Here is a 22592-nt window from a genome sequence, read left to right as displayed (position 1 = left end):
CCGTTGGTTCTATTCCGCTGGGCTATAACGCCAACGGTATACCGGAGCCAGCGCCGCGGTCAGAACTTTCCGCCGGCCAGCTTGCCCACCAGCTCGGTGTACTCGTCCAGCGGGTGCTGGCGGCCGGCGGCGGGGTCGCGGTGGTAGGTGACGGCGAGCGACTGCAGCGGCGGGACGCCCACCAGCCGGGCGCGCTCGCCGGCCGCGGCCAGGGCCTGCTGCGCGCCGAACTGCTGCAGCGACTCCGGCCCGAAGAACGCGCAGGCCGGGACGCTGACTCCAGTGAAGCGGGCCGGGAAGGCGAGCTGGTCCAGCAGCATGGTGTGGCCAGCCAGCGCGGTGCGAGCGTGCGCCCGGTGCATGGCCGCGCCGAAGGAGGCCAGTTCGTCCACCGTGAGCGGATCCACCGATTCGCAGAACAGCTCCACGGATTCGTGCACGCCGGTGGAGGAGCGGGTCACCGTCAGCACGGCGATGGACGGCACACCGGTGCCGGGGCGGGGACGGCCGACCACGATGATGTTGCTGGTCATCGGCGCAGTGTCGTAGCAGTAGCGGGTCAGCTCCGCGGTCTCCCATGGTTCGCTGACCGGCTCGTGGATACCCCAGCCGGCCGGATCCGCCCCGGTGAGCTCGCGGAACAGCGCCGCGGTGAACTCGCCGATCCGGGTCGATTCGCTGGCCGGATGCAGGATCTCGCCGCGGGCCTGCACCACGCCGTCGGAGCCGGCCAGCGCCTGCAGATAGTCGGCGGCAAGTTGCTCCTCGGCGGCGAAGACGTCCCCGCTCCAGCGGTACTGCTGGCCGGTGAAGCCGTTGTAGAACGTCCCGTCCGCCGCACTGGCCATCCAGATGCAGCCCTCACGCTGCAGCAACTGGTACAGCGGCAGGGTCAGTTTGCTGGCGCTGGGCGTCATCACCACGAACTGGCGTTTCAATTCACGTGCCGCCACGTACGCGCGGGTGAGCGCGGGGGAGAGGAACACCAGCGGCTTGTCCTGGAAGACGACGGCGGTGCGTTCGGTGTAGAAATCGAAGGCCGAGGCGTGCATCATCATCCCTGTTCTCCGGATCCGGGCAGCTGGTGGCCCACGACGGCGCCGCGGCAGCGCACGGCGATGTTCTGCGCCAGCCGGTAGCCCAGCGATTCGCCGTCCGGGATGCCGTTGCGGATGCTGATCTCCTGCCACCACAGATCCTGGTGCTCCGGGTCGGCGAACGCCGGGTCGTCGGAGAAGATGTACGGGATCGGCGCACCTTCCACGGCGTTCACGCTGGCCCCGGCCAGCAGCCGGGAGACTTCGCCGGGCACCCGGATCAGGCGGGGCAGTTCGACGGCGAACATGGTGGTGCCGCCGCCGTCCTCGACTTCCAGCAGGGCGCCGTTGGCAGCCTGCCGGATGTATTCCTGCGGCACCACGGCCAGCAATGAGACCATGACCACGTCCTGGTTTGGCTCGTCGAGCGCGACGACGGTGACGGTGTTAGACATCGGCAGTTGCCTCCATCGGGGTCCACAGGGTCTGCACGGTCTGCACCGGGCCGCCGGAGCGGACCAGCAGGCCGCGACCAGCCGGCAGCCGGCGGGCGCGCACGTTGTTCAGCAGCCCGCCTTCGGAGCGGTCGCCGGAAAGGATCAGGCCGGTGCTGCCCGAATCGCGCAGCGCGGCGAAGAACTGCTCGTACATCCCGCGGCCGGCACCGCGCACCCGGCGGGTGAGGATCACGTTCAGCTGCAGCTCCGGGCCCATCGGCAGGTACTCGATCAGCGACCGCAGCGGCCCGGCGCCGCCGGCGGTGAGGATGTCGTAGTCGTCGGCCAGCAGCACGATCCGCGGGATGCTGTCCGGCTCGCCGATGCTGTCCTGCATCGCGTCGCCGCCGGCGGTCCGCTTGGACAGCTCGGAGGCGATGGCGTTGGCCAGCGGTTCGGCCTGGGCGGCGCTGGGGGCGTAGCCGCCCAGATAGGCATCGGGCACCACATCGGCCAGCGCGCGCCGCGGATCGAAGACCGCGAAGACCAAGTCCCGGGACGGATACTGGGACACCAGCGAGGAGACCAGCGAGCGGACCAGATTGGTCTTGCCGGACTGCTCGTTGCCCATCACGATCAGGTGGTGTTCGCCGCGGACCAGATCCAGCATCTCCGGGCCCAGATCGGTCTCGCGCAGGCCCAGCGGCAACAGGCCAGGCAGCGGCGGGACCTCGATCTCGGCGGCTTCGACCAGTTGCGGCAGGATGCGCACCTGCATGGCGCGGGCGTCGGTGGAGGCGGCGACGGCGGCCACCATGTCCCGGGTGCCCTGGGTGGCCGTGTCGGCGTCGGCCACGCCGTCGATGCGCGGCAGTGCAAAGTGTCCGAACAGCTTGGCGTCGGTCAGCGCCCGGCCGGGGCGGTCCGCGGGCATGGTCTCGGCGAGTTTGCGGCCGTAAGAGGAGTCCGCCGGGTCTGCCAGCCGCAGTTCGATCTTGGTGCCGAAGAACGACTGCTGGGCCAGCCGGATTTCGTTCTGCCGGTTGGCGGTGGTGACCACATGGATGCCGTAGCCGCCGCCGCGGGCGATCAAGGCGTGCACGGCCGGTTCGATGTCCTCGAACTCATCGGTGAGCAGCCCGTAGCCGTCCAGCACCAGCACAATGTCGGCGCTGGGCAGCTCCGGAATCCTGCCCTGGGCGCAGAGTTTGCGCAGCGTGGCCAGCGAGTCCACCTGGTGCTTCTCGAAGACGTTCTCACGCACGGTCAGCATGGCGAGGAGTTCTTCCACCGTGCGGCGGACCACTTCGCGGTTGGTGCGCACCGCCACACCGCCCACGTGCGGCAGGCCCTCCAGCGGAACCAGCGAGTTCCCCAGCAGGTCCACACAGTAGATGCCCACTTCCTGCGGGCTGTGGGTCATGGCCAGCGAGGCCGCGATGGTGCGCAGCGCGGTGCTCTTGCCCGACTGCGGGCCGCCGATGATGGCCACGTTGCCGCCGGCGGACTTGAGGTCCAGCTCCCAGACGCCCTGCCACTGCTTGGCCGGGTCATCCAGCAGGCCGATGGGAACCTTCAGCGACCCGCCGCTGGTCAGCCGGATGCCCTGGCTGGTGCTGGTCACCGACCCGGCGGCGGTGTCCAGCGCCACGGCGGCGGGCAGCGGCGGCAGCCAGATCGGGTCCACCGCGCGCGGGAACCGGGCCAGCGTGTCCATCAGCGTGGACAGCACGGTGGGGCCGGTGGTCCGCTTCGAAGCGCCGGTGCGGACCGGTTTGCCGGCTGCAGTGCCGTCGTCGTTCGCCTTCGCCAGGCTGGCCGCGTAGGTGGGCATCGGCAGCACCAGGGGGCCATCGCCGTCGGTGGTTTCCTGTACTTCCTGGACCTGGACGTCTTCCAATGGGCCGGATACGTAGCCGGCCTTGAACCGGGTGTAGACCGTGGTGTCCACCTTCAGGTAGCCGTAGCCGGGAACCGGCGGCAGATGGAAGGCGTCCGGAGTGTCCAGCACGGTGCGTGACTCGGACTCCGAGAGCGTGCGCAGGCCGATCCGGTAGGACAGGTAGGTTTCCAGCCCGCGCAGCTTGCCGGATTCGATCCGCTGGCTGCTCAGCAGCAGGTGCACGCCGATGGACCGGCCGATCCGGCCGATGGACAGGAACAGGTCGATGAAATCCGGCCGGGCGGTGAGCAGTTCACCGAACTCGTCGATGATCACCACCAGATGCGGCAGCGGCTCCATCACCTCGCCGCGGGCCAGCCGTTCCTGCCGGTGCAGCTGGTAATCGGTGATGTTGGCAATGTTGCCGGCGGCCTTGAGCACTTCCTGCCGGCGGACCACCTCGCCGTTGAGGCTGGAGTAGATGCGTTCGATCAGGCTGGCGTCGTCGGCCAGGTTGGTGATCACGCCGGAGACCTGCGGCGCGGCGGCAAACGGCGCGAAGGTGGCGCCGCCCTTGAAGTCCACCAGCACCATGGACAGCAGTTCCGGCGGATGCGTGGCCAGCAGCCCCAGCACCAGGGACCGCAGCATTTCCGACTTGCCGGAACCGGTGGCGCCGACGCAGAGCCCGTGCGGGCCCATGCCGAACTGGGCCGACTCCTTTAAATCCAGCAGGGCCGGCCGGCCTCGGTCGTCCGGGCCCAGCGGGATGCGCAGGAAATCCACCTCGCTGCGCGGTTTCCAGAGCCGCCTGATGTCCGCTTCGTCGAGCGCCGGGCTGAGGCCGAGCATTTCCAGGAAACTGTCCGAACCGGCGGCGGTGTTGTGTTCCAGCGAGTCCGCCGAGAGCCGCATCGGGGCCAGTTCGCGGGCCAATGCCTCGGCGGTGGCCACGGCCAGGCTGTCCAGGGTGCCGCGTTCTTCGACCGGCTCCACCGGGTCCTCGCGGTAGTTCTGTATCAGGAATGCCGCGTCCGACGGCGGGGCGCCGGCTTCGGCGGCAGCGGCACCTGCCGGGCGGTCCGTCCCGGTGCGGTCCGCCCGGGCACCGGCACCATCTTGGCTGACGCGCACGCTGACTTCGCCGGGTTCCTGGCGGCGGTCGGCCACCAGATACACCACGGTGATGCCTAGCTGGGCGAGTCCGGCGTGCCGGTCCGGCAGCACCAGATCTTCCGGCAGGGCGCCGTAACAGTCGGCCAGCACCAGCAGCCGGGGGAGGTGCTGGCTGGCGCCCTTGAGGTTCTTGGACGACTCGGCCGCCACCACCGCCCGGCGGTTCAGTTCGTCGGCCAGCACCGCACCGAGTTCGTCCACGGAACGGGCCATCCGGCGCACCGGACCGGTGGCATGGGCCTGCTTCTGGTCGGCCAGGTGCGGCAGCCACAGCGTCCAGTCCCAGTCGCCCAGCCGGTCTTCCCCGGCCGCGATGCCCACCTGCAGGTCTTCCGGGGAGTGGAAGGCGCAGGCCTCGATGAGCAGGTTCCTGGCCGCATTAAGCACGAACTCGCGCTTGCCAATGATGCTTACGTTGCCGGCCGAGTCCAGCGGCAGGGTCAGCGGCAGGTCCGGGGACCTCTCGTACCGCTGCTGCAGGATCCGGACTTCGTTGTCCATGAACGTATCGCGCTGGGCGGTGGCGGGGCCCTGCTCATTGATGGTGATCTGCCGGCTGATCCGTTCGCCGGAGCCGATCCGGACCTGCAGGAAGTCTTCGTTGCCCCGACGCCGTTCCCACAGCCGCCTGGTATTGCGGACGATGTCGAAAAGGGCAGTGGGCTCCGGATTGCTGGTGCGGGCCGTGGTGATGGTTCGCTGCTCGTCGGCGCGCAGCGTGGCCCGGGATTCCTCCAAATACTCCAGATAGCGGTCGCGTTCCTCGGCCCGGGTACGGGTCGCCCTGCCGCGCTGGCCCAGCATCATGATGATGGAGGCCACCACCGTCACGATCATCGCGATGGCGCCGACGGCGGCCAGGCTGTTGCCGCGGAAGAGCATCATCACGGTCATGGACAGGCCGGCGCCCAGCAGCGGGATCAGCGCCATGGCGTTCATCCGGCCGGACTTCTCGGCCATCGGCGGCGGTGCTTCCAGGCTGAACGGCGCAGCCTCGCGGGCCGGGGCGGTGGTGCGGGCCGGCCGGTGGATGATCTTCACGCTCATCGGCCGGTGTGCTCCATTGCCAGGGCCAAGGCGGTGGAGGCCAGCTCCGCCGCCTGTAGCCGGACGGCGCGGGACATCAGTCCGGGGTCGAACTCCACGCCGCTGGCCAGATGCCGGTCGTAGCCCAGCGGCAGCACGACGAGTCCGTCCCGGGCCAGCGCCTTGGCTTCCGACATCGGGTCCAGCGGGGCGTCGGCGTCGGTTTGGGTCAGCACGGCCAACAGCCCGGTGCCGGCCAGCTCAGGAGTGGCCGCCCACGCCGCGGCCGTTCGGCGGACGTCTTGGATTCCGGCCACCGAGGCGGGGGCAACCAGCACGGCCAAGTGGGCCGCGCCGATGGCCCAGTTGGTGTCCGAATTCTCGCCCGGGCCGGTGGCGCAGTCGTAGACCGCCACCGGGCAGTACCGGGAAATGCTCTGGCCGGCCGCCGAGAGCGCGGCATTGCCGGCATGCCCGCCGAGCGCACGTTCCCCGGCCACCCAGAGGTTGGGCCCGGTGGCGGCCAGCTGCCGGCGCAGGTCGTCGGCGCTCCCGGCGGGGGAGTAGTGCAGGACGGCGGCGGCGTCGTCGATGGCCGGTGCGTCCGGCACCCCTAGCCGCAGCGCCAGGGTCCCGCCGGCGGGCGCCAGGTCGACGGCCGCGATGGTGTCCTGCCGGGCCGCCGCGTACAGCGATGCGAGCAGCGCCGCCGTCGTGGTCTTCCCGGCCCCGCCCCGGCTGCCGATCACCGCGATCCGGCGCCCCGTGCTGACCGCGGCCTGCGCGCCGGCCGTGGCGGCGACCAGCCGCCGCGGGTAGTCGTCGGAGGAGAGCAGGCCCCTCGCCGCCAGGATGGTGCGGACCAGCCAGGGCTCGCCGCGCCGGCCGCGCAGGCGCCGCCGCCGCTGTTCGGCATCGGATTCGAACGGGCCGGGCCCGGCGGGTCCGGCGGCCGGAGCCGGCGTGCTCCACGGGTCGGCCACCTGTGTCCTGCCGGGCAAGCCCGCACCGGACGGGGCGGCCGGGGGCGCGGAAGCTTGTGGGTGCGGGCCTGCAGGGACGTGCCCGGTGGCGGTATTCTCCCGGGCGATCAGGTCCCTGCGCGACATCGGTTCCATGGAATCGGTTCCAACCTGTCTCAGTCGAAGGTGGTCAGCAGCGAGGCGAAGACGCCGAACAAGCCGATGACCAGCGGGACGGCGGCCAGGATGGCCAGCGTCTCCAACCGGTTGGCCAGCAGGCGCAGTTTCGCGGCGGAATGGTCGGCCAGCGTGACGGTCAGCGAGATCACCACGGCGATGGCCAGCACCAGCAGGCCGGCCGCCACGAACCAGCCGTGCCCCGGAGAGAAGGCCAGCACCGAGCGCGCCAGGGCCAGCGTGCCGACGGCGGCCGCCAGGTAGAGCGCGATCCGGTCGGTGGCCAGCGGAAAGGCGCGCGCCCGCAGCCCGGTGGCCAGGGCCAGGCAACCGATCAGCGGCATCGTCCAGGCCTGCCGCTCGGTGTCCGTTCCCAGGATCCACAGTCCGGCGGCCACGGAGAGCGCCGACAGCGCGGTGCCGAAGCTGAGGCCGCGGTGCGCCGAGCCGATGGCCACATGGACGTCGGTGCGGCCGATGCGGCCGCCCTTGGCCCGCCGGTCGTCCAGCGTGGCCAGTCCGGACGTGGAGAGGGCGATCTGCGGCAGCAGGCCGAGGGTCGCGCAGCTGAGCAGCGCGGCCACGCCGGCGGCCAGCACCGGGGCGCCGAAGAGAGCCAGCGAGGCAGCCCAGAAAACGGTGAGGAGGGCGAGCAGGCCCGCGGCAGACATCAGCGCCCGCGGACGCTGCGAGATCAGGCCGGCACCGACCAGTGCTACGGCGCTCGCCGCGGCGGCCAGCAGCACGTGCGTCCCGGGATCGGCAGGCAGGTGCAGCACGCCGCCCACGGCCAGCAGCCAGCCGGTGCCCACCAGCAGCGGGCCCAGCACCGTGGCGGTCGCCCGGCCCAGGTAGATGCCGGCGCCCAGCAGCACCGCGGCCAGCGCGAAGAAGACGGCCGCGGCCATGGCGTTGGCGGCGCCGTCGAGCAGCAGGTGCACGCCCAGGTACAGTCCGACGGCGGCGAAGACGGCGCCCGTCCCGCGGCGGACCCGCTCGGTCCAGCGGCCGCCGATGTCCTCGGTCTGTTCCACCACGGCGTCGGTGATGTCGTACACCACCGCTGCCGGCGGGGCCTCGGAGACATTCACCAGCCGGAGCATGGCGCCGTCGGCAATGCCCGCGTCCGTCAGCGACGCGTCCTCGCGGACCGGATCGCCGGCGGGGGTGATCAGCGTTTTCACGGCGACGGCGGCGGCCGGCTGGTCGTCGAGCAGGTCCAGGACCTGCGGCAGCAGCAAGCCGACGGGGGTTTGCGACGGGAGCAGGACGTCCACATGGCGCTGCGGCCCGGCCACGGTCACGCGGGTAAAGGTTTCGGCCATGCTCAAGCGGCTCCTCGGTGGGGGACGGGCGGCAGGCGGACGCCGTCGTCGTCCGCCGGATGGCCACCGAGGTGGAGGACGACGGCGGACTGCGTCCGCTGCTGCCGTTCCTGCCGCAGGTCTTCCAGCAGGTTGGTCACGAACGAATAGCCCACGCAGACGGCGGCGATCACCGCCGCCATGGCGATGCTGAAGAAGAAGGTGCGGACGCTGGACTTCCAGCGCCGCTGGAGCGGGTTCGCGCCGTACAGCAGCGCCGTGGTCAGCCGGGCACGCCGGACAGCCACAGACTCAATGAGCTGATTGTCGTAATCGTGGGCCACGTCTCTCCTCCCAAGCGGTGCATCGCCTACCGAGCTTATCGCTCCAAACGATGGATAAATTCTCGCGTGTCCCGCTCAGGATGGGGAGATGTACCCATTAACGTCGATTGACGCGGTGCAAGCCAGCGCGTTCTATGGTAAAGGCGGGGAACCGCTCGAAGACAACCGGCCGGGCGGCAACCCGGCGCACCGCGGACGCAGCAGGCGTCCGCCGGCGGAAGCGGCAGCTACAGCCCCGTGACGGGGCACGAAGGTGGAGCAATGAGCGGCAACCAGTTCATCAAGATGGAAAAGAGCGCGTTTGTCGACGCCGGGAAGGCCAGCGCGGCGGCCGATACCGAACTCCAGGCGCTGATGAAGGAGCTTGAGGCAGTTCCCGAGCCCATGCGCGGCAACACCGCCGGTGACTTCTGGGAGAAGTTCAAGGGCATCATGGGCCGGGCCAACATGGTGGCGTCCGGGCTGCAGAAATCGCTGGTTTCCATTCAGCAGGGCCAGTCCGAGGTCAACACCACCATGCAGCTGGGCGAGCAGCAGCAGGCCGACGACGCAGATGCCACCGAGGGCAAGGCGGCCTGGGACGACGCCGTCTTCCGCAACCGCGGCTAGCCTGCACAGGAAGCAGGTAGGCTCCCGCCCCTCAAACGGCAATGACCCACAGACGATCTTTTTCCGGCCGAGGCCGGGCATGAGGAAGGAAACATCATGGCAGACCAGAATTCATTCGCCTTCTCCGATGGCGGAGCATCGCAGGCCCAGGACAACCTGGACCGGGTGAAGAAGAAGCTCAACGCGCTGGTGGAAACGCGCAAGAAAGACGCCGCGGACCTGCAGGCCAAGTTCCAGGCCACCGATATTGCAGAGCAGTACGACCGGGTGGAGCAGGCCTGGGCAGACGCCGGGTTCGCGTTCGCGGGCATCATGGCGGACGTGCACAAGCTGCTGGAGGACGCCAAGAGCACCGCCGGCAACACCATCAAGACGGCCGGCGCGAAGATCGCCAACATCTAGACCGGCAACATCCAGACCAGCAACATCCAGTCCGCCAACGTCCGGCACGAAAGGCAATCAGCAGTGGCACTCGACGGCTGGGACATCGAACCCACCAAAGTCCAAACAATCGTCACCACCGCCAGCGGGCGGGCCGACAGCTTTGAGAAGGATTTCCCGGCCTTGGGTACCGCGGTCAGCGACATCATCGCTGCCGCCAAGTCCGGCCCGGTGATGGACGCACTCAACGGCTGGGCGGAGAAGACCGTCCAACCGGGCCTGAACAGTGTCGCCGGACGGCTGCAGACCACCTTCCAAAGCACCATGGACGCGGTGAATTCCTACGTCATGGGGGACGCGCAGATGGCGTCGGATGCCCAAAACCTGATCGGGACCCTGCCCGAGGAGGCAGACTCCTCGCGTCCGCACCGGCCGCACGGACCCACTCCGCTGGCGCTCTGATCGACCGGTCGCGCCACTTTCACGAACATCAAGTCTCACGCACCGAATAAGGGGAAGCAATGACGGCCTGGGATCCCTATGCCGAGGAATACCCGCAGCGGCCCGACGCGGAACTGCTGCGCACGCACGCCAAGGCGCTGGACGACAAGGCCGAAGACATTGACGACGCCGTCGAACTGATCGAGAGCGACTGGAGCGGACTGGAAGCGGTCTATAAGTCACCGGAAGCCCCGCAGGTCTACGTCGCGGTCAAGCCGATCAGGACTACCACCGAGGACATCAAGTCCGACACCGCAGCCATCAAGTCGGCCATCGAGGCGTTCGCCGACTGGGCGGACACCTTCACAGCGCGCTACGACGCGCTGGTGGCCCGCTGGCACGGCGTGCGGGCGCGGATCGCCGACGAAGGCAGCGACTGGCGCAAGGACGAGGACCTGGTCAACGACGACAACCGGATACTCAGGGACGCCAACGCGCTGGCGGCCGAGCACATGGCGGCCGAGCGAACCTGCGCCAACGCGATTGCCGCGCTCTACGGCGGCATCACCCTGGTCGAAACCACGCAGGACGGCCCTGGCACCGGCCAGCAGGCCTACGGCTACTCGGCAGAACAGCTTGATTCGGCGACCGGCGAGGGCCACATTCCCTGGGGCAAGCCGACGGAGTGGGACAAGCCGTGGTACGCGGACGCCTGGGACGGCATGGTGTCCTTCGGCAAGGGCGTCTGGAGCGGGGTCACCGGCACGGTGACCGGCCTGTGGAACATGGTCAACTTCACCGACGGCGAGACCTTCGCGGCCACCTGGAAGGGCATCGGCCAGATCGCACTGAACGTGGCCATCGTCTCCAGCCCGATCTCCGCGCTCGTGGCCGAGAAGATCGGCGGCCCGGGCACGGTCAAAAAGGCAGGCGAGGAATTGCTGGCCGTCGGCAAGGCGGCCATCCACTGGGACGACTGGCAGCGCGATCCGGCCTACGCCGCCGGCGCGACGGCGTTCGATCTCTCCGCCATCCTCCTGACCGCCGGCGGCGGCGCCGTGGCCAAGGCCGGCAGCGTAGCCAACAAGGTCACCGCGGTCAGCCGGGCCGGCGGGGCGGCGGCCAAGGTGCTGGACTTCTCCGGCCTGTCCAAGACCGCGGGCCTGACCACCCGCGCCATCGACTTCTCCACCAACTTCAAGTTCACCGCCATCGATGTCACGACCAGCGGCTTCAAGACGGTCACCGGCACGGTCCGCCCCTACGTCAGCACCGCCGGCCACGCTTTCACCGACGGGCTGCGCAACGCCGCCTCGGGCCTGCGCGCCGGCGCGGACAACTTCACGACGTCGCTGCGCACCGGCACGGACAACCTGGCGAACGCGCTGGGCGGCCCGCGCCTGGCCACCGCGGGCGGCGGTTACACCACCGGGCACCGGTTCGATGTGGAGGCGCCGTCCGGCCGCAACGGCAACAGCATCATGAACTTTGACGCGGACGGACCCAAACCGTCGTCGCGCACCGGCGGCTACACCGTGCCGGAACGTTCCGGCCCTCCGCAGTACGGCCAGCGGATTGAGACGCCGGAGGCCAAGGATGCGCCGGCGCGCACTTCCGACGCTGAGGCGCCCGCGCGCACTTCCGACGCCAGAGCCGGTGCTTCAGGCTCACGAGCCCCGGAACTCGATCCCGCCACACCCAAGGCGACCGCTGCGGGGTCCGGCGACGGCATCAACGCCTATGACGTGAACGGACAGCGAGTCAGCGACAGCTTCCGCCATCCGCAGGAACCGCAGTACGGCACCGCTGTGCCCGACGCGATCCAGAACCCGGAGGCACACGCCAGATATGGCCAGCACCGGGCCGATGACCTCTACCAGGACGTCGAGATGCCGGACTGGGCGGACCTGCCCAAGGACGAGCACGGCCGCGTGGACATCAACAGCGACCTCGACGCCATGGTGGACCGTTCCCAGCCCGCCTATGGGACCGATGAGCTCGGGAACCCTTTGGATAGAGCCGAATACGCGAACCGGTACAGCGAGTTGGACGAGTTCCGGCCGGACGAGTACCGGGCGGCCTATCCGGACAACGCCGGGGCGGTCGAAGGAACCATCCGGACGTACTCGTCATACGACGAGCTGCAGTCCGACTTTGGGAAGGTCCAGCTGGACCGGATCGGCCCCAACGGCGGAGCCTACCTGGCCATCGAGGGAACCCCGTGGCACATGCGCGGCCTGCCGGTCGATACCCTCGGCAAGGAGCTGCACCACTTCGAGCTCGGCCGCCTGCCCGCGGGCGTCGAGGTCGAGGTCTCCGAAATCGCCCCGGCTTTCGGGCGCCCGGGCGGCGGAACCCAGCTGCGGTTCCTCGACACCACCCAGGGCCCCGATCCCAAAGCCATCGGCGTCGACGAACTGATCCGAAGGGAAGGCCTCCACGAGACCGGGCCGCGCCAGTTCGACCCGCCGTGGGCGCGCAACGCCGGCGACCCGGTGGACCTGCTGGCCAAGCACGACCTCGACTTGTCCGCACGGAAATCAGTCATTGACGCGGTCGAAGAGCAGGGCATCACGCTAAAACCCACGACCGTCTACGAGGTGGATGGCCGCGGCAAGTTTTACACGAACTCCGCCGGCCACATCCAGCAGATCGAGGCTCCCAGCGGATCCAAGGGCAACTGGAATCCCGAACTGAACAACCCGCGGCCCAACGTCCGGTACCACATCGACGGCAACATCGTGGTCCACACCGACGGGTTCGGGCGCCCCACGGCACTGCACGCCCACGACCTCGAGTACTTTCCCAAGGAGCAGGCCGACACCTGGCGGCATCCCGGCAACCAGACCAACGTGGGCGGTCACGGCGGCGGCGACTACGACGGCGGCCACCTCCTCGCGGCCATGTTCGGCGGACCGGGGGAGAAGATCAACCTGATTCCCCAGCTGAACATCCAAAACCGGAACCTCGGCCTGGGCGCCCTGACGCCCATCGAGCGGTTGCGGCTGACGGGGGCCGCCGACACCTGGTATGACACCGAGCTTTGGATCCGCGACCGGCTCCGCGACGTGCCTCCCGGGGGCAGCAAGCCCTCGGTCACGTGGGACGTCCGCCCGATCTACGATGCTGGTGGGGGAAACCGTGTTCCACATATGGTGGAACTCAAGGTAACGGTTAACGGCCAAACCCGGCGCTTCGACTTCGAAAACTAAGGAATGTACTCCCCGTGACATCACAGCTGCTCTCCGAAGAGTTTTTGTCGGCCATGGCAACCGCGGCCTCTTCGCGGTTCCGGACCTATCAGGAGATCCGGCTGGAGTTCGAGATCTACGGTGCAACCGTCTCCTGGACGGAGATGGCACTAACGGCTGAAGGCGAATGGGTCAGCATTGACTTCTCCGACGCCGCGCCGCTGGACCGCAGGGCGTTGAAGTCGGACAAAGCCGCCAGCTACACCAAAGGCAAGGGCACGTGGTTCGCCGCCCGGCTGACCCTGGTCCCTGACGAAGAGCCGCGGTTCGAACGGTTCGACACGGAGCCGTTGGAACCTGCCCCGGGCGCCCTCCAGATGCCGGTACCTCCCGCTGCGGTCCAGGCCGAGCTGGCCCTGTTTCCGCGCGAACAGGAACGGGTTCCCGGCTGGATGCGCGACATCCTTGAAAGCAACGGTTTGGACGTGCCGTATCTGGACCCGGCAACCGAAGAGCTGGTGCTTGGCAGTGAACGGGCTCCCTTCCAGGACCCCGCCCAGTAGCTCCCCCGCACCCTCCCGGAAGAAGGAACCCATCCCATGTCCGAACAGACGCCTGTGCTGCTCCGCCAACAGCAGTTGGCCGAGATACTCGCCGGCTGGATGCTGCAGGCCGTCAATTCCGAGCCCGGCTGGGACCGGATGGTGCTGGAGCTGAAACCATCCGCCGACGCTATGCTCATGCGCATCACTCAAGACCGCGGCGGCATGGCAGCGGCCAATGCCGGCGCCCTGCAGCCCGGCACCGCGCCCTTCGACGCCGCCGTCGAACTGCGCAGCCTCAGCGCGGGGGAGAACGGAGTATCCTGGCGCTCGGCAGCCGTGAACCTCTCCGCACGGGACTGGCCGGAGCCGAAATACTCCCTGGACACCTACTTCAATTTCGACCAGCCCGCGCCCGATTTCGGTCTGGGAGAACCGGCCGACCAGGGGCCCGCATCAGCAGCCGGACAGGAACAGGCCGGCCGGCGCGGGCTGGACAACCGCTTGGTCGCCGACGCCGTGGCGAGATTCAGCGAGAATCCGGGGAAGGCGGCGGCCGTCAATGTGTTGCGCCACCTGATCGGCAGCGAAGTGTTGCTCGATGCCACAGATAATCCCGGGCGCCCGGGCATCAGCGTCGTCGAAGTCCACGGTTCGCCGTCCGTGCTCGCCTTCACCTCGCAGGAGAAGCTGGCCGAATTCCGGGCCTCCACGGGCCGGCCGGGAGCGCCGGTGTCCTGGGTCCAGCCCGGCGAGGAACTGTTGAAGTTCGTCGACGGCCACCGGGACATTGCCTACCTCTACATCAATCCCGCCGGCCCCGCCTGCGCCCTCGGTCGTCCGGAAATCAGCTTCGCGGCCGGGAGCCTGGCCAATGTCGCCCTTAAGCGGGCCGTGGCAAGCCAAGGCGGCACCGACGCCGTCGCCGAACAGCTTAAGCGGCCCGGCGCCGTCGTTCTGGCGGTTGACCGTCCGGACGAGGGTGGCTCCGACGGAGGCCCGATCCTGCTCAAGGGCCAGGACGGCGGGCCGATTCTTCCCGTATTCTCCTCCGGGCCGGAAGTTGCCGCTTTCCGGCCGGCGGCGCGGTTCAGGGAAGTGCCGGCAACCTGGGCCATCGACATGCTGCGCCAGAGGCCCGAACTGTCGATGGTGGTGGACCCCGCCGGCCCGGAAGCGCTGCTCCGCGCCTCGGACTTCTGACATGGCCGCCCACCTGGGGCAGCTGGACGAAGCCCTGCTGACGACAGCTGCAGAGTGGTTCGGGGGCCGCAGTTCCCTGGAGGACGGCGCCTGGACCGTCCGGAACAACTACGGCGTCCGGATGTCCATCGCTGCCGAGGCCGACGGCTTCGTCTTTCGGGACATCATCGCGCCTTACTGGCCCGGGAAGCCGGAATACGTCCGCACCACGGACCCGGAGGCCCTGCTGCGCTGCCTGTTGTTCCGGGCCGCGTTCTGGCAGCGCAAACGCGGCGGCCTGCGCTTTCTGGCTCCCTCCGACCAGGGGATGGATGACGCCGGCGGCTGGACGCTTCGCACCAAGCCGCACAAGTCGCCCGCCGTGCTCGAACGTACGGGACCCGGCGGCACCGTCACCGCCGGCTTTCCGGTGGCACGCGACGCGCGGATCTTCACCCGGTATGCTGCGCTTCCGCTGGAGTCCCTCGTGGCGTCACTCGTCGCGGCGGACGGTGCCCCGCTGTTCGGGCCGGGCAGGCCGGGCCACGTTCTCCAAGGGCTGCCGGGCCGGCTGGCGGAACTGCCGCCCGAACGGATGGATAAGGCCGCACAGTACGCCGCCATAGCCGAACCGCTGATCCGTGACGATCAGTGGGCGATCATGAACGCGGCCGGAGAGCGCACGACCGTCAGCGCGACCGCCGACGGGTACATCCTGGACTTTGAAATGCCGCACGACAACGCGGACCGGAAAAGGTCCTACGTGCGCACCGAGGACCCGGACATACTTACGCGGTCCCTCTTGTTCCTAAGCGGCCGGGCCAACCGGTTCCTGGAGGCAGCTGACGCCGGGGACGGTTTCCTGCCCTACACCGACCGATACGGTTGCCGGGTCGAGGACCCCGACCAGGCCTACCCGGTTACCCTCACCGGCACCAGCGAGCGAGGGGAGTTCCGGGCCTTCTTCCCGACCGGCACCGGGGCGCGCCACCTGACCTATTACTCCGGGGCGCCCATCGAGGAGCTGCTGGCGTCGATCGAGTCGGACGACGGCTCGCCGCTGTTCGGCCCGGACCGGCTGGGAGCCGCCGGCTGAGGGCCGGATGATGCGGCAAGCCTGAGGAGCCGCACCGGTCCCTGGCCCGGCGACGCACCGCCGGCGCCCGGGCGCCAGTGAGATACGCGGCACACTGTTAGGAGGGTAACCGGCGGGCATTTAGAATAGGAAACTGTGCGCTTATTGCGCAGGAGGATTCCATACGAAGAAGGACTGCCCGTGTCTAACTCTGCCGAGGCCATCACCCAGCGTCCCCTCAGGGTGGCTATCATCGGCGCCGGACCAGCCGGCGTCTACGCCGCTGACATCCTCACCAAGGCTGAGCGGGACTTCGAGGTCAGCATCGACCTCTTCGACCGCTACCCAGCACCCTACGGCCTGATCCGCTACGGCGTGGCGCCTGACCACCCGCGGATCAAGGGCATCGTCAACGCGCTGCACAAGGTGCTGGACCGCGGCGACATCCGTTTCCTAGGCAACGTCGACTACGGCCAGGACCTGACCCTGAGCGACTTCCGGCACTTCTACGACGCCGTCATCTTTGCCACCGGGGCCATCAAGGACGCGGCCTTGGACATCCCGGGGGTTGAGCTTGAAGGCTCCTACGGCGCTGCGGACTTCGTCTCCTGGTACGACGGCCACCCGGATGTGCCGCGGGAGTGGCCGCTGGAGGCCAAGGAGATCGCGGTCATCGGCAACGGCAACGTTGCGCTGGATGTGGCCCGCATTCTCTCCAAGCACGCCGACGATCTGCTCAGCACCGAGATCCCGGACAACGTCTACCGCGGCCTGAAAGGCTCGCCGGTCACCGACGTGCACATCTTCGGCAGGCGCGGCCCGGCGCAGGTCAAATTCACCCCGCTGGAACTGCGCGAACTCTCGCATTCCCGCGACGTGGACATTGTGCTCTACCCGGAGGACTTCGACTTCGACGAGGGCTCCGACGAGGCCATCCGCACCAACAACCAGACCAAGACCATGGTCAACACGCTCACCAACTGGCTGGTGGAGGAACAGGACACCGGTGCCTCGCGCCGGCTGCACCTGCACTTCCTGCACACCCCGCTGGAGATCGTGGAGGGCACCGGGGACGGCGCCGGCCACGTTGCCGCGATCAAGTTCGAGCGCAACGAACTGGACGGCACCGGCAATGTCCGCGGCACCGGCGAAATTGTCGAATACCCGGTCCAAGCGGTCTACCGGGCCATCGGTTACTTCGGCTCTGAGCTGCCCGAGGTCGGCTACGATGCCCGCCGCGGCGTGATCCCCAACGAAGGCGGGCGGGTGATCGACGAGGGCGGAAACCCAGTCCCCGGCATCTACGCCACCGGCTGGATCAAGCGCGGCCCCGTCGGCCTGATCGGCCACACCAAGGGCGACGCGCTGGAGACCATCGGGTTCCTGCTGGAGGACCGGCTGGACCTGCCGGCTGCCGACGAGCCGGACGAGGACGCCATCATCAAGCTGCTCGAAGAGCGCGGCGTCGCCTACACCACCTGGGAAGGCTGGCTGAAGCTGGACGCCCACGAGCGGGAGCTCGGCGCCTCCTTCGTCGCGGAAAGCAACGACGACGGCGCTCCCGCCGTCGAGCGCGAGCGGGTCAAGGTGGTTCCGCGCGAAGACATGATCAGGATTTCGCAGCACTGACGCGAAAGGCGAGGGCCGTCGGGAAACCGGCGGCCCTTTCCGCGCCCGTGGCGGATTTCCCTAGCGTTTGACGTAGAAGCGCAGCACATCGCCGCCGGGTAGTTCCACCAGTACCTTGTCGTGGCAAGGCGTGCTGAGGTTCGCTCCGGGGTAGGTGGAACGCAAGTTGTTGAGCAGTGTTTGATTCGGATCCGGGGGCAATATATCCAGCCCGCGTTGTTTGGGTGCCGGGCGGTGGAGCAAGGCCCGGAAGCGCCCTCTGCACCGCTGCAGCAGGGTTTGTACTGGAGCCACCATCGCTTTGTTGCCCGCTTCCTTGCTCGCTTCACTGCCGGCGGCCGGCCGGTCCGATTCCCCCGAGGTCGGCCCTTCCACCCAGTATGGGAGCCGCTGGCCATTAAAGCGTGAGGCGTTCCGGCAAGTCGCAGAAGAGACTGTCATCCGCCCGGACCAGAGCCTGAGGGCCCCAGCAGCTAAGCTGAAACCCGGCCGGATAGCCGACCGCTCCCGGGGAGCGCAACAGGCCGGCGTCGTACCGGCAATGGTTCCGAGCAGCAGGAGGAAGCGCACCGCATGGCCAGGCCGCAGAATCCGCAGCGCAAGCCGCAGCTGCTCGAAGACATCCTGGTCTACCTGCAGGACAAGAACCTGGCCGACCTGTCCTTCCGCCCGCTGGCCGAGGCCCTGGGCATCAGCAGCTACATGCTGGTCTACCACTTCGGACACCGCGAACAGCTGCTCAAGGAGATTGTCCACCGCGTGGAGGTCCAGCTGGCGCCGCCGTCGCCGGAGCAGCTGGCCGGCTTGGACGCCCTGGAGGTGCGAGCGCTGCTGCTGCAGATCTGGGAACGTTCGCAGGAGGCGCAATACCGCGTGCTTCAGCGGTTGGGGTTTGAGGCGGCCATCCAGCAAGCCGCTACTCATCAGAGCGCGCCGCCGGGAACGGCGGTCCGGTTGCCGGGGCATGCCCGCTGGCGTGACGCCGCTGCCGGTTGGCTCAGCGCCCGCGGGGCCTCAGCGGAAGAAGCGGCAGCTGAAGGAGCACTCTTCGCCGCCGGACTGTGCGGCTTGTGGTTCGGGCAGGTGGTCGTCGCTGAGCAGGCTGATCAAGCCGACGTGTCGACCACGGCCTTCCACCTGTTGCTGGGGCGTTTCCTGGAGGCGGCTCCCCGATAATTTTCCTAGTCGGGCTCCGGCGTCGTCATTCGGCATTGGCTCGCACCGTCTGGGGGAGGGAGCAACTACTCTGGGGGAGTGACCAACGAAATGCCGCTCAGTGAAGAACAGACCCAACGGATTGTCGGCATCGCCATGGATTTGGCCCGTGAGGGCAAAACCAGCGAGCTGGCTGAGTTCCTCGACCACGGATTGCCCGTGGATGCGCTGGATCCGGACCGCAACACGCTGCTGATGCTGGCTGCCTACCACGGGCAGGAAGAGACTGTGGGCATGCTGCTGGGCCGGGGCGCCAATCCGGACATCCGCAACGTCCGCGACCAGTCCCCGATAGCCGGCGCCCTTTTCAAGGGCGAGGACGCGGTGGTGGCCCAGTTGCTGGCGGCCGGCGCGGACGTGGACGCCGGGACGCCGTCCGCGCGCGATGCAGCCAGAATGTTCGGCCGCGAGCACCTGCTGGACAACTAGCCCACCCACGAGAACGAAAAAACTGCCCGGGACCGGCCGCAAGGGCTGGTCCCGGGCAGTTTCATGCCGTCAGGCGGGGGCAATTACGCCGAGTCGGTGTTCACATCGACCGGGGAGATCTTGCCGGCCTGCAGGGCCTCGATGGCCTTGCGCACGCCTTCGCCGTAGGCCGGGTCGGCCTTGGTGCAGTTGGCGATGTGGCGTTCGATGGTCGCCTGGGAAGCGCCGTCGATCGCGCGGGCGGTGTTCTCGAACAGCACCTGCCGCTGCTCGGCGGTCATCTTCTCGCGGAAGAGGATGCCGGGCTGCTCGTAGTAGTTGTCGTCGTCCTCGCGGAAGTTGAACCGGTCGGCGACTGCGCCAATGGCCTGGGCCGGGTCACGGTAGGCCGGCTGTTCCTGCCAGCGGCCGTAGCCGTTCGGCTCGATGCCCGGGGTGGCACCCTGGTTGCCGTCAACGCGCATGGCACCGTCACGGTGGAAGGAGTTGACCAGACCGGCACCACGCGGGTAGTTCACCGGGATCTGGTGGTGGTTGACACCCAGACGGTAACGCTGTGCGTCGCCGTAGGAGAACAGGCGGCCCTGCAGCATGCGGTCGGGGGAGAAGCTGATGCCCGGAACCACGTTGGCCGGGGTGAAGGCAGCCTGCTCAACGTCGGCGAAGTAGTTCTCCGGGTTGCGGTTCAGCTCCCACTCGCCAACCTCGATCAGCGGGTAGTCCTTCTTGGACCAGACCTTGGTCAGGTCGAACGGGTGGTACTTGTAGGTCTCCGCGTCTGCCTCAGGCATGATCTGGACCATCAGCTTCCACTTCGGGAAATCACCCTTGTCGATGGACTCGAGCAGGTCGCGCTGGTGCGACTCGCGGTCCTCGCCGACCAGGGCGGCGGCCTCGGCATCGGTGAGGTTCTTGATGCCCTGCTGGGTGCGGTGGTGGAACTTCACCCAGTAACGCTCGCCGGCGTCGTTGATGAAGCTGTAGGTGTGCGAGCCGAAGCCGTGCATGTGGCGGTAGGACGCCGGGATGCCGCGGTCGGACATGACGATGGTGACCTGGTGCAGGGCCTCCGGCAGGTTGGTCCAGAAGTCCCAGTTGTTCTCGGCGCTGCGCAGGTTGGTGCGCGGGTCACGCTTCACGGCGTGGTTGAGGTCCGGGAACTTCAGCGGGTCGCGGAAGAAGAAGACCGGGGTGTTGTTGCCCACCAGGTCCCAGTTGCCCTCTTCGGTGTAGAACTTCACCGAGAAGCCGCGGATGTCGCGCTCGGCGTCGGCTGCGCCGCGCTCGCCGGCAACGGTTGAGAAGCGGGCGAACAGTTCGGTCTTCTTGCCGACCTCGGAGAAGATCTTCGCCTTGGTGTACTTGGTGATGTCGTTGGTCACCGTGAAGGTACCGAACGCACCGGAGCCCTTGGCATGCATGCGGCGCTCGGGGATGACCTCGCGGTCGAAGTGCGCCATCTTTTCCAGGAACCAGACGTCCTGCAGCAGCATCGGGCCGCGCGGACCAGCGGTCAGGCTGTCCTGGTTGTCCACTACGGGCGCGCCCGCAACGGTTGTCAACGGCTTGGTGTTATCAGCCATTTAGTTATCGCTCCTTGTCGGATCTTCCAATTGAAGGTCTTTCGTGGCCGTGCAGGCGGGACAGACGCCCCAGAACGTGACCTCGGCTTCATCAATCGCGAAACCGTGGTCATCGCCCACCGCTAGGCACGGCGCCTCGCCCACAGTGCAGTCGATGTCGGCAATATCGCCGCACCGCCGGCACACCACGTGGTGGTGGTTGTCGCCAACCCTGGCCTCGTACCGCGCCGGGGAGCCTGACGGCTCGATCCGGCGCAGCAGTCGGGCGTCGGTCAACGCGGCAAGCACGTCGTACACGGCCTGTTTCGAAACCCCGCCCAGCTCGTCCCGCACCATGCCGGTGATGGAATCGGCGTCGGCATGCGGGTGCGCGCGGACTGCTTCCAGCACCGCGGTCCGCGGACGGGTGACGCGCAGCGAAGCCTCGCGCAACATGTCCTCGGGTTCCCTCATATCGACCATGCAGCCATTCTGTCAGCTTTTCTGGACTCAGTCCAGAAAATGTTTGGAACGAGTCCAGAATAGTCGGTGAACGGCTGCTGTCATCAACCACGACGGCGGTGCTTGGCTTTGCCACCGACCGCGTCCGGGGCGCCACGTTTCACCGTTTCGCCGTATCAGTCCGAGAAAGGTGCTGCGGGCAACTAGAATCGCCGCCATGCCCAAATTGTTGGCCGATACGGCGCCGCTGAAGGAGAGCCTGGATTTCCGCAGGTTGTGGGTCGGCACGTCGCTCTCTGCCATCGGTGCGCAGTTGACGGCTGTGGCAGTGAGCCTGGAGGTCTATCAGCTCACCGGCTCGACCTGGGCAGTGGGCGCGGTCGGCGTCGTCGGATTGATTCCGCTGGTGCTCGCCGGGCTCTACGGCGGCTCAGTGGTGGACGCCCACGACCGCCGAAAAGTAGCACTCTATTCTGGTCTGGTGCTGTGGGGCTGCACCGCGGTGTTTGCCCTGCAGGCATGGTTCCAGCTGGAACAGGTGTGGTTGCTCTATCTGGTGATCGCGGTGCACTCGGCCGCCGCCGGGATCAACCAACCGGCGCGCAACGCGATTGTGCCGCGGCTGGTGCGGCGCGAGATGCTGCCGGCGGCTAATGCCCTGACCATGATGACGTTCGGGCTGGGCATGACCATCGGGCCGCTGGCTGCGGGTCTGCTGGTGGCCAACGTGGGCTTCGGCTGGACCTACACCTTGGACGTCCTGACGTTCACGGCGGCCATCTGGGCGGTGGTCAAGCTGCCGCCGATCCCACCCGAGGGTGAGGTGCGCAAGGCCGGCCTGCAATCGGTGGTGGAGGGCCTGCAGTTCCTGCGCACCCGTCCGAACATCAGGATGACGTTTCTGGTGGACATGGCCGCGATGGTCCTGGCCCAGCCGCGTGCGCTGATGCCGGCCATCGGAGCGGTGATCATCGGCGGCGGCGAGGCCACGGCAGGCATCCTGCTGGCTGCGGTGGCAGCCGGTTCCTTTGTGGCGGCGGTGTTCTCCGGCCCGCTGGGAGGCGTCCGGCGGCAGGGGCTGGCGGTGCTGTGGTGCGTGGTGGTCTGGGGGATTTCCGTCGCCGGGTTCGGCGCCGTCGTCGTGATGGCAGGCCGTTCCGACGCCGCGGCCGCCGGCGACGTGAGTGAGTGGCTGTTGCCGGCGGCCCTTTGCCTTGCCGTAGCCGGTGGCGCGGACACGGTCAGTGGCGTCTTCCGGAACACCATCCTGCAATCGGCGACGCCCGATGCCATGCGCGGGCGGCTGCAGGGCATCTTCATTGTGGTGGTGGCCGGCGGCCCGAGGCTGGGCGATGCCGTCGCCGGCGGAGGCGGCCAATGGCTGGGCGAGGGGTTCGCCGCCCTCGCCGGCGGCATCGCCTGCGTATGCATGGTCGGGCTGCTGCACCGGTTGCAGCCCAGGTTCGCCCGCTATGACGATAGGCACCCAGAGCCGTAGCTGGTGCCGGTCCGCTGCGGAACTTGGCCCC

The 22592-nt window shown here is 68.3% G+C and carries 20 protein-coding genes; 11 read left to right on the top strand and 9 right to left on the bottom strand.

Features of this window, described 5'->3' with window-relative positions; all coding sequences use genetic code 11:
* Nucleotides 1-59: 59 nt before the first annotated feature.
* From AC5RWX_RS16695 to AC5RWX_RS16670, 6 genes are read right to left on the bottom strand one after another with little or no spacing between them, the layout of a single operon-like run.
* Entirely contained in the window at nucleotides 60-1058 is a 999-nt protein-coding gene (locus AC5RWX_RS16695) for a DUF6177 family protein (RefSeq protein ID WP_493939532.1), read from the bottom strand.
* Nucleotides 1055-1492 carry a hypothetical protein gene (locus tag AC5RWX_RS16690; protein WP_493939533.1) on the bottom strand — a complete coding sequence of 146 codons (438 nt, stop codon included), beginning with the start codon at nucleotides 1490-1492 and terminating at the stop codon, nucleotides 1055-1057. The genes AC5RWX_RS16695 and AC5RWX_RS16690 overlap by 4 nt, the downstream gene beginning before the upstream one ends.
* Nucleotides 1485-5579 (bottom strand): type VII secretion protein EccCa, encoded by a 4095-nt coding sequence (eccCa, locus tag AC5RWX_RS16685; RefSeq protein ID WP_493939534.1) that lies wholly within the window; start codon nucleotides 5577-5579, stop codon nucleotides 1485-1487. Before eccCa ends, AC5RWX_RS16690 begins: the two co-directional genes overlap by 8 nt.
* Nucleotides 5576-6676 carry a nucleotide-binding protein gene (locus AC5RWX_RS16680; RefSeq protein ID WP_494097618.1) on the bottom strand — a complete coding sequence of 367 codons (1101 nt, stop codon included), beginning with the start codon at nucleotides 6674-6676 and terminating at the stop codon, nucleotides 5576-5578. Before AC5RWX_RS16680 ends, eccCa begins: the two co-directional genes overlap by 4 nt.
* Nucleotides 6677-6696: 20 nt before the next feature.
* Nucleotides 6697-8022 (bottom strand): type VII secretion integral membrane protein EccD, encoded by a 1326-nt coding sequence (gene eccD, locus AC5RWX_RS16675; RefSeq protein ID WP_493939536.1) that lies wholly within the window; start codon nucleotides 8020-8022, stop codon nucleotides 6697-6699.
* A gap of 2 nt (nucleotides 8023-8024) precedes the next feature.
* Nucleotides 8025-8345, bottom strand: a complete 321-nt coding sequence (locus AC5RWX_RS16670) for a hypothetical protein (RefSeq protein ID WP_493939537.1) — start codon at nucleotides 8343-8345, stop codon at nucleotides 8025-8027.
* A gap of 261 nt (nucleotides 8346-8606) precedes the next feature.
* Here AC5RWX_RS16670 and AC5RWX_RS16665 point away from each other — a divergent pair, with 261 nt between their 5' ends.
* From AC5RWX_RS16665 to AC5RWX_RS16630, 8 genes are all read left to right on the top strand, one after another.
* Nucleotides 8607-8954 carry a hypothetical protein gene (locus tag AC5RWX_RS16665; RefSeq protein WP_493939538.1) on the top strand — a complete coding sequence of 116 codons (348 nt, stop codon included), beginning with the start codon at nucleotides 8607-8609 and terminating at the stop codon, nucleotides 8952-8954.
* 96 nt (nucleotides 8955-9050) lie between these two features.
* Nucleotides 9051-9356, top strand: coding sequence for a hypothetical protein (locus AC5RWX_RS16660; protein ID WP_493939539.1), 306 nt, complete (start codon nucleotides 9051-9053; stop codon nucleotides 9354-9356).
* A gap of 63 nt (nucleotides 9357-9419) precedes the next feature.
* Nucleotides 9420-9797: a DUF6507 family protein gene (locus AC5RWX_RS16655; protein ID WP_493939540.1), complete on the top strand. Its 378-nt coding sequence runs from the start codon at nucleotides 9420-9422 to the stop codon at nucleotides 9795-9797.
* Between the two features lie 59 nt (nucleotides 9798-9856).
* Entirely contained in the window at nucleotides 9857-12988 is a 3132-nt protein-coding gene (locus tag AC5RWX_RS16650; RefSeq protein ID WP_494062569.1) for a glycohydrolase toxin TNT-related protein, read from the top strand.
* Nucleotides 12989-13002: 14 nt separating this feature from the next.
* Nucleotides 13003-13530: a hypothetical protein gene (locus AC5RWX_RS16645; RefSeq protein WP_493939542.1), complete on the top strand. Its 528-nt coding sequence runs from the start codon at nucleotides 13003-13005 to the stop codon at nucleotides 13528-13530.
* Between the two features lie 36 nt (nucleotides 13531-13566).
* The gene (locus tag AC5RWX_RS16640) at nucleotides 13567-14712 is read left to right on the top strand and encodes an SseB family protein (protein ID WP_493939543.1); all 1146 of its coding nucleotides are present in this window, start codon (nucleotides 13567-13569) and stop codon (nucleotides 14710-14712) included.
* Between the two features lies 1 nt (nucleotide 14713).
* Complete coding sequence (locus AC5RWX_RS16635) at nucleotides 14714-15787, top strand: hypothetical protein (protein WP_494097617.1); 1074 nt, start codon at nucleotides 14714-14716, stop codon at nucleotides 15785-15787.
* Nucleotides 15788-15967: 180 nt separating this feature from the next.
* Nucleotides 15968-17395 (top strand): FAD-dependent oxidoreductase, encoded by a 1428-nt coding sequence (locus AC5RWX_RS16630; protein ID WP_493939545.1) that lies wholly within the window; start codon nucleotides 15968-15970, stop codon nucleotides 17393-17395.
* Between the two features lie 60 nt (nucleotides 17396-17455).
* Here AC5RWX_RS16630 and AC5RWX_RS16625 read toward each other — a convergent pair whose 3' ends face one another.
* On the bottom strand, nucleotides 17456-17770 hold the full coding sequence (locus tag AC5RWX_RS16625) for a hypothetical protein (RefSeq protein ID WP_494097616.1): 315 nt from the start codon (nucleotides 17768-17770) through the stop codon (nucleotides 17456-17458).
* Between the two features lie 198 nt (nucleotides 17771-17968).
* Here AC5RWX_RS16625 and AC5RWX_RS16620 point away from each other — a divergent pair, with 198 nt between their 5' ends.
* Both AC5RWX_RS16620 and AC5RWX_RS16615 read left to right on the top strand, forming a co-directional pair.
* Nucleotides 17969-18571 (top strand): TetR/AcrR family transcriptional regulator, encoded by a 603-nt coding sequence (locus AC5RWX_RS16620; RefSeq protein ID WP_493939546.1) that lies wholly within the window; start codon nucleotides 17969-17971, stop codon nucleotides 18569-18571.
* A gap of 90 nt (nucleotides 18572-18661) precedes the next feature.
* Nucleotides 18662-19039: an ankyrin repeat domain-containing protein gene (locus AC5RWX_RS16615; protein WP_493939582.1), complete on the top strand. Its 378-nt coding sequence runs from the start codon at nucleotides 18662-18664 to the stop codon at nucleotides 19037-19039.
* An 83-nt stretch (nucleotides 19040-19122) separates the two neighbouring features.
* Here AC5RWX_RS16615 and AC5RWX_RS16610 read toward each other — a convergent pair whose 3' ends face one another.
* Both AC5RWX_RS16610 and AC5RWX_RS16605 read right to left on the bottom strand, forming a co-directional pair.
* The gene (locus AC5RWX_RS16610; protein ID WP_493939547.1) at nucleotides 19123-20622 is read right to left on the bottom strand and encodes a catalase; all 1500 of its coding nucleotides are present in this window, start codon (nucleotides 20620-20622) and stop codon (nucleotides 19123-19125) included.
* Entirely contained in the window at nucleotides 20623-21084 is a 462-nt protein-coding gene (locus tag AC5RWX_RS16605; protein ID WP_493939548.1) for a Fur family transcriptional regulator, read from the bottom strand.
* 196 nt (nucleotides 21085-21280) lie between these two features.
* Here AC5RWX_RS16605 and AC5RWX_RS16600 point away from each other — a divergent pair, with 196 nt between their 5' ends.
* Entirely contained in the window at nucleotides 21281-22561 is a 1281-nt protein-coding gene (locus tag AC5RWX_RS16600; protein WP_493939549.1) for an MFS transporter, read from the top strand.
* Nucleotides 22562-22592 lie beyond the last annotated feature (31 nt).

It is taken from the genome of Arthrobacter sp. SPT-J7 (assembly GCF_059089965.1).
The sequence above is the reverse complement of the archived record's forward strand: the minus strand, read 5'-3'. Positions and strand labels throughout refer to the sequence as shown.